Source organism: Streptomyces cinnabarinus (genome assembly GCF_027270315.1).
Lineage (GTDB): Bacteria > Actinomycetota > Actinomycetes > Streptomycetales > Streptomycetaceae > Streptomyces > Streptomyces cinnabarinus.
Map to the genome: position 1 here is coordinate 1827895 of NZ_CP114413.1, position 14701 is coordinate 1842595.

Below are 14701 nucleotides of genomic sequence, written 5' to 3' on the forward strand. Positions count from 1 at the left end.
GTTCTCCGGCCCGGGTCGTCCTCAGACTCGCTCGGCCAGCACGAAGAGCCGTCCGGCCAGTGCGCCCAGGCCCAGCTCCGCTGCCGTGAGGACACGGCGGCGGCGCAGGCCCGCGCGCTCCAGCGCGGCGGTCACCTCGGCGAGAGGGTGCACCGACAGCGTGATCATCGCCTCCTCGCACTTCCCGGCGCGGGTGATCCGCAATCGGGCCCGGCCGGTGCCGGTCGCGAGGTCGAAGTCCGAATCCGTACGGCATTCGGCGCCGGCGCGGCGGACGACGAAGGAGCCGTGCCAGGTCCGTGCGGCGGACTCGACGGTGTTCAGATCGAAGAAGAGCACGCCCCCGGGCGCCAGCACCCGCCCCAGCTCCCCGAGTGCCCGCCCCAGTGCGTCGCCGCCACGGGGCAGATGGTCGAGGCTGTTGTACGTCGACACCACCGCGCCGAACGCCCCGGAGCGGGCCCCGCACCGGCGCACGTCGGCGGCCCACAGCCGGGCCGAGGGTGCGTTGACGCGGGCCCGGGCCAGCATCGCGGGCGACAGATCGAACCCGGCCGTACGGAATCCCCACTCGGCGAACAGCGCGGTGGCGTGCCCGGTGCCGCAGCAGGCGTCCAGCAGCGGACGGTCGCGCGGGAGGTGCTCCAGCAGCAGCTCGCGCAGGGGGCGGATCACCACGGCGGCGTAGTCGGGGCCCCAGTGGCGGTCGTAGAACCAGGCGAGGGTGTCGAACTCGCTCATCGGGCGGCCTCCGCGGGGGCGGCGAGGCGCAGGCCCGTGGCCATGCCCCGGCTGGACGGGTTGCTCGAGACCCGGTAGCCCGCGACCAGGTCGCTGTTGCGCCAGTTGTTGCCGCGCACCACGCGCCAGAGCGTGACCGGTGTGTCCGCGGCCTCGCGGCCGTCGGCCGGGTCGTAGGGGAAGGCGTAGCCGCTCCAGGGCGGGTCGGTGAAGAGCGGGCCGTAGATGCTGCTCGTCCGGTCGTTGGTGTTGCCGCACAGGTCCAGCGCGCCGCAGGCGGCGGCGCTGCCCGGGAACATGCCCACCGGGGAGGTGCACCGCAGGCGCAGGTCGAGGGTGTTGGCGTGACCGGGCCGGGTGTGGTCGGGGCAGGGCCGGTCCCGGCCCTCCGGTCCGCGGGCGGCGGCCTCCCACTCGGCCTCGGTGGGCAGCCGGTACGGGGTGCCGGTCTGCTCGGCCAGCCACAGCGTGTAGGCGGTGGCCTCGTACTGGGAGACGCCGACCACCGGCTGGTTGGGCCCGTTCAGGCGGGGGTCGGTCCAGTGTTCGGGGGTGCGCAGCTTCTCGTCGGGATAGCGCTGGGCGGCCAGGCGGGCGCGTCGGCCGGGGTCGGCGCCGCAGTACTCCAGCAGTTCGTCCCGCTCGGCCGGTGAGAGCACGCCCTCCAGCTGCCGGTCGAGGAGGTCCTGCTCGGTCAGCATGCGGGCCAGGAGCTCCAGGTGGGCGCGGTGCCCGTGCCGGGTGTCCAGGCCGCGCAGCCAGCGCCGCGCGGCCGTGGTCGGCCACCAGCGCGGGTCGTCGTAGCCGCCGGAGTCCAGGAAGCAGGCGTATTCCGCGTTGGTCACGGCATGGCGGCCCAGCGCGAACGGGGCCAGGTCGACGGTCGTGACCGGGCTCGACTCCTCCTCGCCGGCCCAGCCGATGGGACACGGGCCGCCCGGGACGAGGACCATCGACGGTTCGACGTACGGCCCCAGTGGACCCCGGCGGATCGCCAGTCTGGGGTCGCCGAGCTGGCCGAGGAGAAGGCCCGAGGCCCGGCGCAGGCGGAGGTCCGCCTCGGAGGTGAGGGTGGCCAGCAACCGGCGGCGGAGCTCGTCCTTGAGGGGTTCGCCCGCGTGGACCCCGGGTTCCAGGACGCAGCGGGCCGCCGTGAGCGGATCGGTGTCCATGATCCGGGCCAGCAGTTCCTCCTGGCCGTCGCTCATCACCGTCGCCAGCACGACCGGTTCGCTCCACGGGTCGGCCGGTTGCGGCATCAGCGGTTCCCAGGGCGCGGGCTCGCCCGGTGCGGCGGGGTCGGCCGTCCGGGCGGTGCCGAGCACGCCGGGCACCTCACCGCGGCGGACGAGCGCGCGGGCGGAGAAGAAGTCCTGGAGCGAGGGGTGGGTGAAGCCGAGGCAGCCGGTGGCCAGATCCTCGTCGAGCACTCCGAGGTCGAAGCCGAGCTGCACCAGCGCCTGGGCGTGCGGGCCGAGCAGCCGTTCCGCCTCCCGCCGCTCCAGCACGACGGCGGGTGCCCCGGCGCCCGAGGCCACCTGCCGCTGCATGGCGAACGCGAGATTCTCAAAGGCGGGGAACAGGCCCTCCCGGCCGGGCAGTTCGTACGGCCGCACGGGGCCGGGGCGGGCCAGCTGCCGGCGGTCCACGTGGGTGATCAGGCTGCCGAGCAGCAGGACCCGGTTGTCCCGCTGGTACTCCCGGCGCAGGGCCGCCCGCAGCATGCCGCCGAACAGCTGGGTCCGGTCGGAGACCATCCCCTCGCCGCCCCGCAGGAGTTCGGTCAGCAGCCGCAGGGTGTACGGCGTGCCGACCAGGCCGACCGCCTGACGGAGCCATGGCTCGGTGAGCCCGAGGCCGGGCAGGGTACCCCGCAGCGACCGTACGACGTCCTCCGGCGCGGGCGGATGGAGGAGCACATGGTTGGTGCGGTGGTCCTCCCCGCCCAGGCCGATGTCGTAGTCGAGGGTGCGGCAGGAGGCGATGACCCGGTTGCCGGGACCGCTGCCGATGATCTCCTCGACGGCGTGCCGCCAGCGCAGCAGCAGGTCCTCGCGGGGTACGGCGGCGGAACCGGTGAGTTCGTTGAGGCCGTCGAGGAGGACCAGCACCCGGCCCTGGGCCAGCAGGTCGGCGAGCGGCGGCAGCCCGGGGTGCGGCCGGTGCAGATCGGCGTCGAGCCAGGTGAGCGGGGGCTCGCCGGACAGATGGTTCTTGAGCGGGGCGAGGACCGCCACGGCGCCGTCGCGCCGGCGCAGGGCACGCAGCCCGTACTCGGCCTGCGCGTGCTGGAGCAGGGTCGTCTTGCCGCTGCCCGGCGGGCCGAGCAGCACGGACACCTCGGCGGGGTCGGCGTCGAGCACGTCGGTCAGGCTGTGGAAGGTCTGGGTGGGGGCGGCGCCGAGCCGGGTGCCGTACTCGCTCTCCGAGGTGACGGTCATCCTCGGCAGCGCGGCGTCGAACTGGGCGGACCGCTTCACGCGCCAGTCGGCGTAGCCGTACGCCTGGTATCCGGGGACCGTGCTCGCGTGCTGGCTCGCGAGGGAGTCCAGCTGTCCCGGGGCGAGGCCGGGCTCCCCCGCCGCGGCCAGTGCCTGGACCGCCTCGGTGATGACCAGTGGCTCGCCGGGGTAGCTGCCGAGCACGGGCCGGTCACCGACCCGCCAGTAGTCGCGCAGCACGAACAGGTCGAGGGCGAACCGGAACGTCCGGTCGCGCACGTCCAGTTGGCGGCGGCCCGCCAGGAGGGCGGCCTCGAAGGAGAGCAGCCCGTCGCGGCGGCCCTCGGTCTCGGGGTGGTCCGGGCTCTCGCGGCCGGTCATGCGCACCGCGCCGGTGCACTCGACGAGCAGATAGTGCCCGGCGTCGGCGTCCCCCAGCAGCCTGCGGAGATCGGGCTCCTCGTGTTCGCGCCACCGCCCGCTCGGATTGCGGACGATGCGCTCCTCCAGGGCCGTGGTGGTGATGCGGTGCCGCAGCGACACCGCCACCAGCGCGTGTCCGTCCATGACGATGAGCAGCGGCACCAGGCCGTAGCCCAGGCAGCAGCCGGCGAAGAGCAGGGAGATGTCCAGGCAGGACGCCCGGCGGTCGCCCTGGAGGACGGCGGTCGCCGAGCGCACGCCGTGCTCGACGTCGGAGACCCGGAACGGCTTCGGCGACCAGCTCACCCCGTGCCGGGACAGCTTCTCGTACAGCGCGCGCACCAACGGCAGGACATGGTCCGGCGTGCCGGGGTCGGGGCCGGTGCCCAGATCGCCGAGGAGATGCCGGGCGTCGGCGCTGACCAGGGTGGCGAGCGAGGTGTCGGACGCCCGGAGCCAGAGCAGGTCCCGCATGGCGCCGCCTAGGGGGCCGCGCCGTCGGTGAGGACGGCGAAGCAGTCCTGGACGGGTTCCGGCGCCGGTGTCCCGGAGTCGGCGGAGATCCGCACGTCGTACAGGCCCGGGGGCAGGGTGGGCGCGGCCTCGAAGCGGGCCTCCCGCTCGTCCCCCGCCGCGAGCAGCTCCACCTCGTACGTCGCCCCGTCGTCCCCGGTCAGCGACGCGCGCAGCCGGTCCGGCGGCCGGTTGCCGCCCACCACCCGGGCCCGCAGTCGCGCCGGTCCCGTGCCCGGGTACGCGTCCTCCAGCTCGCTGCTGATCGCCGCCGGTGGTGGCGCCGCCGCCGGCGCCGCCGGCCCCAGGACGTCCTTGAGTCCGGGCAGTTGGAGGTGGCGCAGCAGTTCCAGGAGCTGTCCGGTCAGGACGCGGGGCAACTGGAGCGCGCTGTGCGCCTCCGGGACGAACCGGCACTGGTGCTCCGGCAGACGGGCGGGCATGGCGGAGAGCCGGGGCACCGTGCCGTCGCCGTCGGCGAGTTCGGCAGGGACCCGGGGCCCGGGTGGATCGGTGGAGCAGCGCACCACGCGGCCGTCGAACCGGGCCGACTGGAGGGTGGTGCGCTGGCGGGTACCGACGACGGGCACGAGCACCCGGTGCGCGGCGGCGGAGTCGCGGGCCGCGGTCTCTATCTCGCGGTGGAACTGAAGCCCGTCCGCGACGAGTTCGGGACGCAGACCGGGCAGGGGTCCGGACTCGGCGAGCCGGAGGTGCCCGGCTCCGGAGTCCAGCACCGGGTAGACCGGCAGGAGTTGATGGACCGACGGCAGCCGGCGGGTCAGCGCGCCGACTCCGGGCAGGTGGCGGAAGCCGTTGGCCAGCGCGTCCAGGGCGCGGGGCGAGCCGCGGTGCGGGGTGCCCAGCGTGATGAGGGCCCGGCAGTCGCGCCAGCCCTGGAGGACTTCCAGGTAGTAGCGGGCGATCAGGCCGCCCATGCTGTGGGCCACGATGACCACTTGGGCCTCGTCGGCCCCGGTGCGCTCGCGGAAGGCGCGCAGGTGGGCGTCGACCTCCTTGGCGAGCCGGTGGGCGTGCACCCGGTTGTCGAGCCGCCAGTCGTACGGGAACGTCAGCAGCCCGCCGCCCGGACCGTCGTGGACCGCGAAGTGCCGGCGCACCCAGGCCTCGGTCTGGGAGTACCCCTTGATCCGCATCAGGCCGGGCAGAACGGCCACGTCGGGAAAGAGTCTTGACGCCGTGACGGGCGGCCCTTCCGCGGCGGGCGTCAACGGGTGCCCGGCGGCCTCCGGGTCGCGCAACGCGCCGAGCGCCCTGAGCACCGGCAGCCCCGGCGCCCACAACGGCCCCGCGGGCCCCTCCAGGACACTGCCCAGAAGTCCCGGGACCAGGACGACGGGATGCCTCACCGGACAGCGCATGATTCCCCCCACTGAATCCAACGGCACCGCCCTCAGAATAGCCACGGTAATGTTCCGGGCGCCATATTCCAGAGAGGACTTGTGGCCCGCATTTTCCGGCGATACCGTCTTCGGGTAATAGGGGGGAACGACTCCATGGATCTTTACGAGAGCAAAATCGAGGATACTGTCGACTCCTGGGAGCGGCGCGGATTCAGTGTCGTACGGGGACTCTTCTCCAACGAGGAGACGTCCGTCCTGCGGCAGGCGCTGGAGCGGGAGATCTCCCAGGAACGCACGCCCGCGCCGGAGGGGTCGACCGTGTGGTCGGGCAGGCCCGTGTTCTACACGGAGGCGCGGGGGCCGAGCGCGGGCGTGCGGTCACTGACGTATGTGGCGCGGTGCCATGACGTGATGCCGCACGCGCCACTGGTGCGGCGGTTCACCGACTTCCGCGGCCGGGTGGCGGGACGGCTCCCGGGGGGAGCGCTCCAGCGCGGGTCGCGGGACCGGCTGTGCACCTCGCTGATCAGCATTCCGCGGGGCCGTCGCATCGACTGGCACCAGGACGTCGGGCCGGGCTCGCCGCCCCTGATCGCCGTACTGCATCTGTCGAGGCGCGGGATCGACTTCGAGGGCGGCTCCTTCCTGGTCCGCACACCCACCGAGCAGACCGTGGACACGCTCCCGGGGGACGTCGTGCTGTTCCCCTGGGACGCCTGGCACGCGGTCACGGAAGTCACCCGGGGAGAGCGCATGGTGCTCTCGTCCGGGTGGCTGAAGGAAGAGGACACCGAGCAGCGGAGAGGAGGAACGGAAGGATGAACGAATCGTTTCAGGCGCAGCCCTTCGTGGTGCTGATGTCCGGTTCGCCGACGGTCCGGCTGCCCCAGGGCACCCAGTCCCGGCACGCCGGCACCGAGATCGACGCGGAGACGCTGACGGACGCCGGACTCGCCGACGGCGCGTCGGGCTTCACCTTCGAGGGCCTGACCTTGTGAGCAGGCCATCGGCCGACCGGGCCTCCGGCGTGCGACTCGACGGGGGTACGCACGCCGGAGGCCCGGGGACGGAAGCCCCGGAGCCCGACGGCCCGGAGACCAGAGGCCCCGGACATCACCGCCCGGCAGCCCGCAGAATCGAGGGGACATGGGCAGCAGCGCCCGCATCCTGATCCTCAGCCGCAGCGACCACGCCGAAGCCCTGGCGGTGCGCCGGCACCTCCCCGACGACCGCGTGGTCTTCGTCGACGACGACGGACTGCGCCGCGGGCTCCGGCTGGCGTGGGACCTCACCGACCCCGGCGACCCCGGGATGAGCTGGGGCGATACCCGTTTCGCGGTGCGGGACGTGGGCGCGGTGCTGTACCGCCCGGGCATGCGCCGCACCCCGGACGGCCGGATCGTGGAGACGCTGCTACGACCGCCCGAGGCGCTCGGCGACCGGTACGCCGACTTCGGCCGGGCCGAGGCCGAGGCGCCCCTCGTGGGCGCCCTGCTCGGCAGCGACGCGCGATGGGTCAACTCCCCCGTCGCTGAGGCGGCCGCCGACCACAAGACGCAGCAGCTCGCCCTCGCGCACGCGGCCGGGCTGACCGTGCCGCCGACCCTGGTGAGCAGCGATCCCGGGGAGCTGGCGGAGTTCTGGGACCGGCAGGACGGGCAGGTCATCGTGAAGGCGATCGCCGCCCGGCCCGCGCTCACCCTCGGCACCCCACTGCCCACCCGCCGGGTACACCGGGCCGACCTGGCCGCGTTGCGCGAGGGCGTGCCACTGCCCACCCTCTTCCAGCGGCTGGTCCAGGCCCGCCTCGACCTGCGCGTCACGATGGTCGGCGACCGGACCTTCGGCACCGCGATCCACAGCCAGGAGGGCGCCAGCCCGCTCGACTGGCGGCTGGACCAGACGGTCCGCTTCACCCCGTACGACCTCCCGCCCGAGGTCCTGACCGGCCTGCACGCCCTGCGCGAGCGCCTCGGCCTGGTCTACGGCGCCGCCGATCTGCGGCTGACGCCCGAGGGCGAGTACGTCTTCCTGGAGATCAACCCGCAGGGCTCGTTCTTGTTCGTGGAACAGCTGACCGGGGCCCCGGTGTCCGAGACCCTGGCGCGGGCTCTGATCGACTAGCCGTCGAGGTCGGGCGGCCAGGACAGCCGGGCTCCGCCGTGGCGTGCCGCGACCCGGCGCAGGAACCACGCCCTGCGCAGGCCGGTCAGCGCGGCGCGCGCCATGACCGAGGCGTCGTAGGACATGAAGAAGTACGGCCCCCACAGGATGTAGCCGTACCGCGCGAAGTCATTTGCTTTGCGGAACTTGTCGCTTTCGATTTCCGCCGCATAAATGCGCAGACATTTCTTCTGCTCGCGCAGTGAGAGGTCGGAGAATTCGAGATCTCGGTGTGGTGGGCGAGCCACTCCGTTCACTCGCTGAATAGACGGGGCAATGGGGTTCCGGGAACCGGCTTCCCCTCGGTCGTCCGACCGGTCCGTCGGCAGCCCCCGCTGTGTCCGGCCGGCCGGTCGGTCGTGTCCGTCCCTGAACCCCATTGCCCGCCCCCGTACATCCTCTCGGCGCGGTCGGTGCGCCTTTCCGGCCAGCTTCCCCCGATCCGGCACAGGCCGGGAGCGATGCGGTGTTGCCAGGGCATATTTGGCAACAGCCAGGGCACGGAGCGGGTTTGGGGGGCACCATGACCGACGGGGAGCAGGACGCGCAGGTCTTCGGCCGCGCGTTACACGAGCGCCGGACGCGGGCGGGGCTGTCCCTGGCCGATCTGGCGAGCCTGGTCCATTTCAGCCGGGGCTTCCTCAGCCGGATCGAGAACGGCCATCGCCGGGTCTCCCGGGACCTGGCCGAGCTGTGCGACACCGTGCTGGACGCCCACGGCGAACTGGCCGCCCTGGCGACGGATCCCGGCCAGGACACCCCCCGCAAACCCCGGGACGCGGCCCGCAGGCGCCCGCCGTCCGGCGGCCCGGCGCGCAGGCCGGCGCCCGCCTCCGGGGCCGGGGCCGGCCGGTTCGGCGCGGAGTTCCAGCGGCTCCTGGACCGCGGCGACCAGCGCTATCTGGCGGGGCGTATGGAGGAGGCCGACGAGCACTATCGCACCGCCCACCGGCTGGCGGAGGGCGACCCCGAGGCGCGCGCCACGGCCGCGGTACGGCTGGCCCGGCGCTGGTCGGACCCCGGCCGCGTCGACCACGAACTGCTGCATCTGCTCAACGGCAGCCTCGCGGCGCTCGCGGGCGCCGAGGGCCCGCTCGCCGCCGGACTGCGGCTCCAGCTCAACGCGCACCTGGCGAAGAAGCTGTCCATGGGCATCAGCGAGGACACCGCCTGGCCGCCCGCCGGTCCGAGCCGCGGCGCGGAACTCGCCCGCCGCACCCTGGACGGCCTCACCCCGACAGTCGACGACGACACCCGCTGCGAGGTGCTGACCGAGTGCCGCTGGGGCCTGTACGACTTCGCCCCGGCCGCCAAGTGCCTGTCGCTGTCCTTGCAGTTGCTGGACTGCTCCATGCGCGACGTCCCGCCGTACTTCCGCGGCGAGGCCCTGATCGCGCTGGCCATCGACCAGTTGCGGGTGGGCCGGGTGCACGGCGCCTCCGGTACCCGTGCCCAGCACGCCCGGCACGCGGCCCGCACCCGCTCCACCCTGGCCCGCTGGCAGCAGTGCACCCTGGGCACCCTGTTCGACCTGTGGTCCGGCCGGTTCGACTCGGCGAGCGACTGGATCTTCGGTGAGTCGCGGACCATCGTGGCCGGTCTGGAGGCCGATCTCTCGGTCCCGGCCGACACGCTCTCCCAGACCCGGCTCGGACAGGCGTACTGGCTGCTGCGCGAGCGCGGCCGGATGGCGGATCTGTTCAGCTCCGAGCTGGCCGGCGGGGTGGAGCAGCACGGCTACTTCCCGGTCTGGCGGGCGGGTCTCGCCTTCGCGCTGTGCGAGGTGGGCGAGCACGGACAGGCGGCGGACCGGCTGCTGGCGCTGGCCCGGGAGAGCGAGGGCTTCACGCGGATGCCGCCGGACGGCTGGACGGTGCCCGCGCTGTTCCTGCTCGCCGAGGTGTGCGCGGCGCTCGACGCCCGGGGCGGCCATGAGGCGGCGCTGGCCGAGGCGGTGCCCGCGCTGCGCACCCGGCTGGCGCGGGTGCCGCAGGGGCTGGCGCTGGCGGGCTGGCCGGTGGTGCTGCTGGGCCCGACGGACCGGGCGATGGGGCTGCTGGATCTCGTGGCGGGCGAACCGGTGGCGGCGCTGGGCCGGTTCCGGCAGGCGGAGCGGCTGGTCGTCGGCTCCTCGGCGCCGCACACGGCACGGGCGCGCGCCGAACAGGCGCGCGCCCTGCTGAGGTTGTCGCCCGGCCGCCGGGACACCGATCCGGCGCCGCTGCTGCGGTCGGCGCTGGCGACCGCCGAGTCGCTCGGCATGGAGTCCCTGGCCGTCCAGTGCCGGGCCCTGCTGGAGCAGGGCCCGGACCGGCCCGCGGCTACCTCTGCTTGATCCGCAGGAAGGTGACCGAGTTCGCCGGGAAGGTGTAGGTGAACTTGGCGGCGATCCCCGAGACGGTCGATGTCACGGGCGTGACCGGGGTGTTCGTCTCGCTGTTCACCGAGTCCGGCTCGCCCGCCAGGGTGGTCACCCGGGCCCGGGAGGCGACCTTCGCGCCGCCCAGGTCGACAGCCGTACGGGCGTCCGCGGACTGGGCGTTGACGACCTTGACGATCAGGTCGCCGGTGGCCGCGTCCTTGGTGACGACCTGGCGGAAGGGCTCGGCCGGCTTGTCGTCGGTGAAGCTGCCCCACTCCTGGCCGTCGAGGTAGAGGGTGACCTGGCGGCCGCGCACCTTGATGTCGATGTCGTAGGCGCGGCCCGTCTCGATCGACCCGGCCTTGGAGATCAGCGTCGACTTGCCGCCGTCCGTGGCCTGTTCGACCGCGGAGGAGGTGTTGTTCCAGCCGCCCAGGTTCCACCAGTAGTAGTTGCCGGTGTCCTTGACGCCGAAGGCGACCAGGAAGCCCTCCTTGCCGGACTCCTTGGTGGCCTTCACGTGCAGGTCGTAGTCCTGCCAGCCCGGGTCGCCCGCGGTCACCAGGGTGTTCTCGGCGGCGGCGTCGCTCTGGACGTAGGCCCCGTCCTGGATGCTCCAGCTGCCGGTGCCGTTGTGCGTCCACTTCGAGGCGTCACCGGAGAAGTCGTCGCTGAGCAGTGACGTCCCGTCCGCCGCGGTCACCTGCACATCGTCGTACGCCGCGCTGGTCGCCCAGGTCGACAGGCCGACGGCGCCGGTGATCGGGCCGCTGACGGTGGGGGTGCCGGTCGCGGTGGAGGGGACGACGCGGTCGCCGACGTTGTTCATGAACAGCTTCTGGACCTCGTAGTTGGCGGAGTTCCAGGAGGCGTGGTTGTTGAACCAGATCAGGTCGGGCCGCCACTGCACATAGTCCTCGTTGGCGAGGAGCGGGGCGTACGAGGCGAGCTTGACGACGTCGGCGTTGCGCTCCAGGCCGGTCATGAACGCGGCTTCGGAGAGGGCGTTCTTGAGGGCGTTGCCCTGGGAGGCGTACTCGCCGAGGAAGACCTTGGGTCCTGAGCGGTCGTAGCTGTCGTAGCGGTCGTTGTTCTGCAGGAACCACTGCGGGCTGTTGTAGTAGTGCTCATCGACCAGGTCGACGTTGGCCTCGCGGTTGAGCTTCCAGGCGGTGTCGAAGGTCGAACCGGAGTCGTCGGGGCCGGAGTTGGAGACGACGGTGATGTCCGGGTACTCGGCCTCGATGGCGGTGCGGAACTTCAGGAAGCGGGCGAAGTACTCGTTGGGGAGGTTCTCCTCGTTGCCGACGGCCAGGTGGGTCAGGCCGAAGGGCTTCGGGTGGCCCATCCGGGCGCGCTTCTTGCCCCAGGTGCTGGTGACCGGTCCGTTGGCGAACTCGATGAGGTCGAGGGTGTCCTGGATGTGCCGCTGGAGCAGGGCCTCGTCGTCGGTGGCGCGGTTCTGGCCGCAGCCGGTGACCAGGGCGGGCACGACGGGCAGCGGCATGGCGCCGATGTCCTCAGAGAAGCGGAAGTACTCGTAGTAGCCGAGGCCGTAACTCTGGTTGTAGCCCCAGAAGTTGGCGTTGGTGGCGCGCTCCTCGACCGGGCCGATGGTGTCCTTCCACTGGTAGGAGCGCTTGCGCTGCCAGCCCGAGGACTCGCTGTAGTCCTGCATGGAGCCGGTGTTGACCAGACAGCCGCCGGGGAAGCGGACGAAGCCCGGGTCGAGCGCCTCGATCTTCTCGGCGAGGTCCTTGCGCAGTCCGTTCGCCTGCTGCTTGTAGGTGTCGCGCGGGAACAGCGAGACCATGTCGAGCGCGGCGGCGCCCGAGGAGGCGACGGCGAGGCGGCCGTGGGAGCTGGTGCGGTTCGCGGTGAAGGTGGCGGTGTATTTCTTCCAGCCGCCCGAGACGGCGACCTGACGGGCCGTCGCGAGGGTGCCCGCCGCGTCCTTCAGACCGACGGTGAGGGTGGACCCGGCCTCGGCGCGGGCCCATACCGAGAAGTCGTACCGCTTGCCCTGCTCGACGCGGACACCGGTGTTGTATCCGGCGTTGGTGACGGCCGAACCGGCGGCCAGCGAGAGGTAGTTGCGGTTGCGCTCGTTCAGGCGGCCGGAGTCGTTCTGCACCTGGGCCGTGCCGGAGACCGCCCAGGAGGTGAGCGGGGTGTACGAGCCGTTGTCGGCGGTGGAGTACTCGAAGGACCGGTTCTGCACGAGCTCGGCGTACAGTCCGCCGTCGGCGGCCCGGTTGATGTCCTCGAAGAAGACGCCGTACATGGTGTCATCGATCTTCGCGCCCTGGGCCGTCGGGTCGACGGTGATCGCGTAGTCGGTGACGTCCTCGGCATGGGCGGGAGCGGGGACGAGGCCGGCCGCCAACAGACAGGCGGTGGCCGTCAGGCCGTATCTCCAGCGGGTGCGTGACATGGATACTCCGCGGCTCGATTGTTCGAAATGTCAGACGCTGATCAGCACTTCGAACGGCAAGATAGGGAGGGGGCAGGAACGCGTCAATGGGTCGCGCAGGAACGGACGGGACGGAGTCGGGGTCGCTGTGGGCGAGTTCTGGCCAGTGCGCGACGCGCTGGCATTTCTGACCGGCTCGTGGCGGGTACGGCGGACCGTGCGGGATCAAGTGAGCTGCGAGCGGGGCGAGTTCACCGGTACAACGGTTTTCGGCCGGCTGACGGAGGGTGGGCTGCTGCACCGGGAAACCGGCACCTTCGTCTGGCAGGGAGTGGCCCGGCCCGCCGAGCGGACGCTGCGCTTCCTGCCCGGGAGCACGCCCGGCACGGCCGACGTCCGCTTCGCCGACGGCCGCCCCTTCCACGTCCTGGACCTGACCGCGGGCCGGTACGTCGCCGACCACCCCTGCGCGGCCGATCTGTACCGGGGCGAGTTCACCGTCCTCGACGCGGACCGCTGGCGGACGGAGTGGCGGGTGCGCGGGCCCACGAAGGATCTCGTCCTCACCACCGACTACACCCGGCAGGGCGCTGTCAGTGGCGGCCTCTAGGGTGCTCACCATGACCCAGTGGACACACCGCTCCTACGCCCACCACGAGGTGAACGTCGTCTTCGCGCGCGGCAGTTCACTCGACGCGCTCACCGACGGACTGCGCGGCCTCGACCGGGACCCGCTCGACCGGGGCGAGGACGGGGGCTGGAGCTGGGCGGTGCATGAGATGGTCAACGCGGAGATCGAGGACTACGACCTCGTCGACTACCGGCGCGTGTGCCCGGACGGCTCCGAGCTGGTCGTGTTCGTCACCGAGCCGTGCAGCGCCAAGGGCTTCCCGCCGGACTTCGAGTACTACCGCGACGGCCGGCTGATCCTGAGGTTCAGCTTCGAGGACCTGGGCCAGCGGATGGGCGACGACCCCGACCACCTCTCCCCCGAGCTGCTGGCGGCGAACCTCATAGGCCCCGACTCGTACTGCCCGCACGACGACGACTTCGACCACGACTGCTGGGAGCACACCGAGGACGACCGGGGGCGGCTCATGAAGACCCTCGTCGGCCACTTCGCGCTGCCCTCCCCGCCGCTGGCCACCGAATGGACGGCCCGATGACCTGGCTGCCGGCGGACTCCTTCGTCACCTTCTGCAAGGGCCTGGACGTGACGGCGGTCGCCGGGTACTTCACCGGGGCGGGCCGCCCGCCCGCGGCCACCGGGGAGTCGTCCGGCTGGGTCTGGGCAGCGCACGACGCCTACGCCACCCCTGCGGAGCACGGCGCCTGGGAGCGGGCGCGCGACCTCACCCGGGCGGACGGCGCGGAGAGCGTGTTCCTGGCCTCCACACCCGCGTGCGCGTGCCCGCACGGGCAGAACTACATGGTTCCGCACTGCCCCGAGCACCCCTTCCAGTTCGTGCACAGCCGGGGCGGTTTCGAGGGGACGCTGTTCAACCTCGGACGGCGCCGCGAGTCCCGGCGCGGCGGCGGCATGCCGGATCTGCTGGTGCGCGAGCTGCTGGACGCGCGGATCGTCGGCCGGGACACCTCCCGCTACGACGCCGACCCCGACTTCAACGCGGACGGCGCGCACACCCTGAGCATCATCGCGGCGCACTACGCCCTGCCCACCACGGGCCTACGTCCGTGAGGGCTGCGGCGGCATCCCGTCGAAGCGGAGGTTCCAGCGGCCCGCACGGCCGGTGACGGTCGTCGTGGACAGCGGGCGGACGTCGAGGTTCCAGTAGGTCGCGGGCGGCGCCTTCAGGGCGTACACCAGGGCGGCGCGGATCACCGACGGCTCGGCCACGGCGACCACGCGGCTGCCGTCGTCCACCGGCCGGGTGTCGAGCCAGCCGCCGACCCGGCCGATGAACGCGAGCAGGGACTCACCGCCGTGCGGGGTGGCCCGGGGGTCCGCGAGCCAGGCGTCCACCGCCTGCGGCTCGCGGGCCATCGCCTCGCCCAGCGTCAACCCGCGCCAGCGGCCCATGTCGCAGTCGCGCAGTGCGAGTTGCACCAGTGGGGCATAGCCGAGAGCGTCGCCGGTGGCACGGCTGCGCGGGGTGGGTGAGCAGCAGCGCAGATCGGCCACCGAAAGCGGCATCAGATCATGGGCGAAGCGCTGCACCTCGTACCAGCCGGCCTCGTCGAGCGGCCGGTCGTCCTGGAAGCGCTCGGCGAGCAGCGATGAGCTGCGCCCAGCGGCGACGAACGTGACCCGAAGTGACAT

Annotated in this window: 13 protein-coding genes; 7 read left to right on the forward strand and 6 right to left on the reverse strand. The window is 72.7% G+C overall.

Annotated features, from left to right (window positions below; genetic code table 11):
* Positions 1–21: 21 nt before the first annotated feature.
* Genes STRCI_RS08215 through STRCI_RS08225 form a run of 3 tightly spaced genes read right to left on the reverse strand, consistent with a single transcriptional unit; the run spans position 22 to position 5488 of the window.
* Complete coding sequence (locus STRCI_RS08215) at positions 22–741, reverse strand: class I SAM-dependent DNA methyltransferase (RefSeq protein WP_269658189.1); 720 nt, start codon at positions 739–741, stop codon at positions 22–24.
* Positions 738–4079 (reverse strand): SUMF1/EgtB/PvdO family nonheme iron enzyme, encoded by a 3342-nt coding sequence (locus STRCI_RS08220; RefSeq protein ID WP_269658190.1) that lies wholly within the window; start codon positions 4077–4079, stop codon positions 738–740. The genes STRCI_RS08215 and STRCI_RS08220 overlap by 4 nt, the downstream gene beginning before the upstream one ends.
* 8 nt (positions 4080–4087) lie before the next feature.
* Positions 4088–5488, reverse strand: coding sequence for an esterase/lipase family protein (locus tag STRCI_RS08225; RefSeq protein WP_269658191.1), 1401 nt, complete (start codon positions 5486–5488; stop codon positions 4088–4090).
* A 147-nt stretch (positions 5489–5635) separates the two neighbouring features.
* On the opposite strand from STRCI_RS08225, the gene STRCI_RS08230 reads away from it, so the two are divergent.
* The 3 genes from STRCI_RS08230 (at position 5636) to STRCI_RS08240 (ending at position 7606) form a co-directional block, all read left to right on the forward strand.
* Positions 5636–6304: a 2OG-Fe(II) oxygenase gene (locus STRCI_RS08230; protein ID WP_269658192.1), complete on the forward strand. Its 669-nt coding sequence runs from the start codon at positions 5636–5638 to the stop codon at positions 6302–6304.
* Positions 6301–6480 (forward strand): hypothetical protein, encoded by a 180-nt coding sequence (locus STRCI_RS08235; protein WP_269658193.1) that lies wholly within the window; start codon positions 6301–6303, stop codon positions 6478–6480. Before STRCI_RS08230 ends, STRCI_RS08235 begins: the two co-directional genes overlap by 4 nt.
* Positions 6481–6628: 148 nt before the next feature.
* On the forward strand, positions 6629–7606 hold the full coding sequence (locus tag STRCI_RS08240; RefSeq protein ID WP_269658194.1) for an MvdC/MvdD family ATP grasp protein: 978 nt from the start codon (positions 6629–6631) through the stop codon (positions 7604–7606).
* On the opposite strand, the gene STRCI_RS08245 is transcribed toward STRCI_RS08240, so the two are convergent.
* The gene (locus STRCI_RS08245; protein WP_269658195.1) at positions 7603–7893 is read right to left on the reverse strand and encodes a hypothetical protein; all 291 of its coding nucleotides are present in this window, start codon (positions 7891–7893) and stop codon (positions 7603–7605) included. The two genes, STRCI_RS08240 and STRCI_RS08245, sit on opposite strands and share 4 nt — an antisense overlap.
* A gap of 275 nt (positions 7894–8168) precedes the next feature.
* Here STRCI_RS08245 and STRCI_RS08250 point away from each other — a divergent pair, with 275 nt between their 5' ends.
* A complete protein-coding gene (locus tag STRCI_RS08250; RefSeq protein WP_269658196.1) occupies positions 8169–9980 on the forward strand; it encodes a helix-turn-helix domain-containing protein in 1812 nt (603 codons plus the stop codon).
* Here the strand turns inward: STRCI_RS08250 and STRCI_RS08255 are convergent.
* On the reverse strand, positions 9967–12441 hold the full coding sequence (locus STRCI_RS08255) for an alpha-L-arabinofuranosidase C-terminal domain-containing protein (RefSeq protein WP_269658197.1): 2475 nt from the start codon (positions 12439–12441) through the stop codon (positions 9967–9969). The two genes, STRCI_RS08250 and STRCI_RS08255, sit on opposite strands and share 14 nt — an antisense overlap.
* Before the next feature lie 127 nt (positions 12442–12568).
* Here STRCI_RS08255 and STRCI_RS08260 point away from each other — a divergent pair, with 127 nt between their 5' ends.
* The 3 genes from STRCI_RS08260 to STRCI_RS08270 are packed head-to-tail and all read left to right on the forward strand — an operon-like array spanning position 12569 to position 14119.
* The gene (locus tag STRCI_RS08260; protein ID WP_269658198.1) at positions 12569–13030 is read left to right on the forward strand and encodes a DUF6314 family protein; all 462 of its coding nucleotides are present in this window, start codon (positions 12569–12571) and stop codon (positions 13028–13030) included.
* A 10-nt stretch (positions 13031–13040) separates the two neighbouring features.
* Positions 13041–13586 carry a hypothetical protein gene (locus STRCI_RS08265; RefSeq protein WP_269658199.1) on the forward strand — a complete coding sequence of 182 codons (546 nt, stop codon included), beginning with the start codon at positions 13041–13043 and terminating at the stop codon, positions 13584–13586.
* Entirely contained in the window at positions 13583–14119 is a 537-nt protein-coding gene (locus STRCI_RS08270; RefSeq protein ID WP_269658200.1) for a hypothetical protein, read from the forward strand. Before STRCI_RS08265 ends, STRCI_RS08270 begins: the two co-directional genes overlap by 4 nt.
* Here STRCI_RS08270 and STRCI_RS08275 read toward each other — a convergent pair.
* Positions 14108–14701: a histidine phosphatase family protein gene (locus STRCI_RS08275; RefSeq protein ID WP_269658201.1), complete on the reverse strand. Its 594-nt coding sequence runs from the start codon at positions 14699–14701 to the stop codon at positions 14108–14110. The two genes, STRCI_RS08270 and STRCI_RS08275, sit on opposite strands and share 12 nt — an antisense overlap.